The sequence below is a fragment of the Vibrio sp. Vb0667 genome (assembly GCF_033391095.1).
This window is the reverse complement of record NZ_JAWPOL010000256.1, coordinates 1-1,222: the sequence shown is the minus strand read 5'-3', so window position 1 is coordinate 1,222 and position 1,222 is coordinate 1. Positions and strand designations below refer to the sequence as shown.

The 1,222-nt window shown below is 45.4% G+C and carries 2 protein-coding genes and 1 pseudogene; 1 reads left to right on the top strand and 2 read right to left on the bottom strand.

Annotated elements, in window-relative coordinates; genetic code table 11:
- Positions 1–326, top strand: a 326-nt coding sequence (locus R8269_RS25070) for a glycoside hydrolase family 2 protein (RefSeq protein WP_318222888.1), incomplete at its 5' end; no start/stop codon positions are given.
- A gap of 52 nt (positions 327–378) precedes the next feature.
- Here R8269_RS25070 and R8269_RS25065 read toward each other — a convergent pair.
- Both R8269_RS25065 and R8269_RS25060 read right to left on the bottom strand, forming a co-directional pair.
- On the bottom strand, positions 379–1,032 hold the full coding sequence (locus R8269_RS25065) for a LuxR C-terminal-related transcriptional regulator (protein WP_318222887.1): 654 nt from the start codon (positions 1,030–1,032) through the stop codon (positions 379–381).
- A pseudogene (locus tag R8269_RS25060) lies at positions 1,032–1,222 on the bottom strand (XRE family transcriptional regulator); the annotation flags it as partial. The gene R8269_RS25065 and the pseudogene R8269_RS25060, both read right to left, overlap by 1 nt.

The window sequence follows — 1,222 nt, the reverse complement described above, 5'->3', positions numbered from 1 at the left end:
TTGAGAAGGATGAACTTACGTCAGGCTTCTTCTGTGTTGAAGCGCAAATCGGTGAAGACAGAATAAGCAACACATGGTTTTGTTCTCATGAGCTGAAAACTTTGCCGATGGCGAAAGCCAATATTGATGTCTCGATTGAGGGCCGCCAAATTACATTGGTTGCGGATAAGCCTGCTTTCTTTGTGCATGTGGAGTGTGATACCCAAGGTCGTTTCAGTGATTCCAGCCTCACTCTTCTGGCGAACCAGCCTGTAACGATTGAGTTTTTGGGAGACGATCTGGACGCGATGTCGACATCATTACGGGTTTACCATTTGATGCAGTAAACACAAACTCAACGTTGAAAGGGGGCTTCCATGCTCCCTTTGTTGTTTCACACTAGAGCAAATTACGTTTTGCCCACGTAATGGCCTGCATGCGATTTTTGACTTCGAGCTTACGGAAAATACTATAGAGGTGCGATTTCACCGTGTGCTCACTGACAAAGAGCGAGTCGGCAATATCAAGGTTTGAGCCACCCTGACACAGTGCAGAGAGCACTTGCATCTCACGACGGGTCAGTTCCATTTCGAGTTTCGTTTCTAGCTCACCGACGGTATTGTTTAGGCTCAATAGGTGGCCAATCAGTTGATTGAGAATATCGCGAGAGAGCCAATTCTCTCCGTTCAAAATGCCTTTTAGCCCCATCATTACCTTGTCGAAATCATCCTCAAAATAGAACAAACCTTTCAAGTTTGACCAAGTGAGTAAGCTCTCGATCCTCAGATTCGGTTCTGCGTTGACCAATACAGTCGCATCTACGTGCTCTAACTCACTGAGAGTTTGTTTGACCTCTGGCAATTCAGGGAGAGAACTATCGACTATCGCTATATAGTGTTCATCGCGGGTGCTAGGGAAATTGACGTCAGCGCCTTGGGTTAAAAGTACGGGTTTTTCTAGGTTCTGTTCAATAGCGGTTTGAAAGCAGCGACCTTGAATGTTGTTGAAGGTGAACAATAAGACGGTGTTGTTGGTTGTGTTGGTATTCATCATCAATGAACCTCCTGTCGAGACTGCATAAACTCATTTCCTACTTGATGAAAGCGATAGAGCACCAGGTCTAACAGCCCATCAAAGCAATATTTCACCATGGGGTTTCCGAAGATTTGTGTGGCGGGGGCTCTAAAGAACGTAACTCGCCGATGTTGATAGAAGTCCCGAATAAAAATGTCGAAGAGAAGTT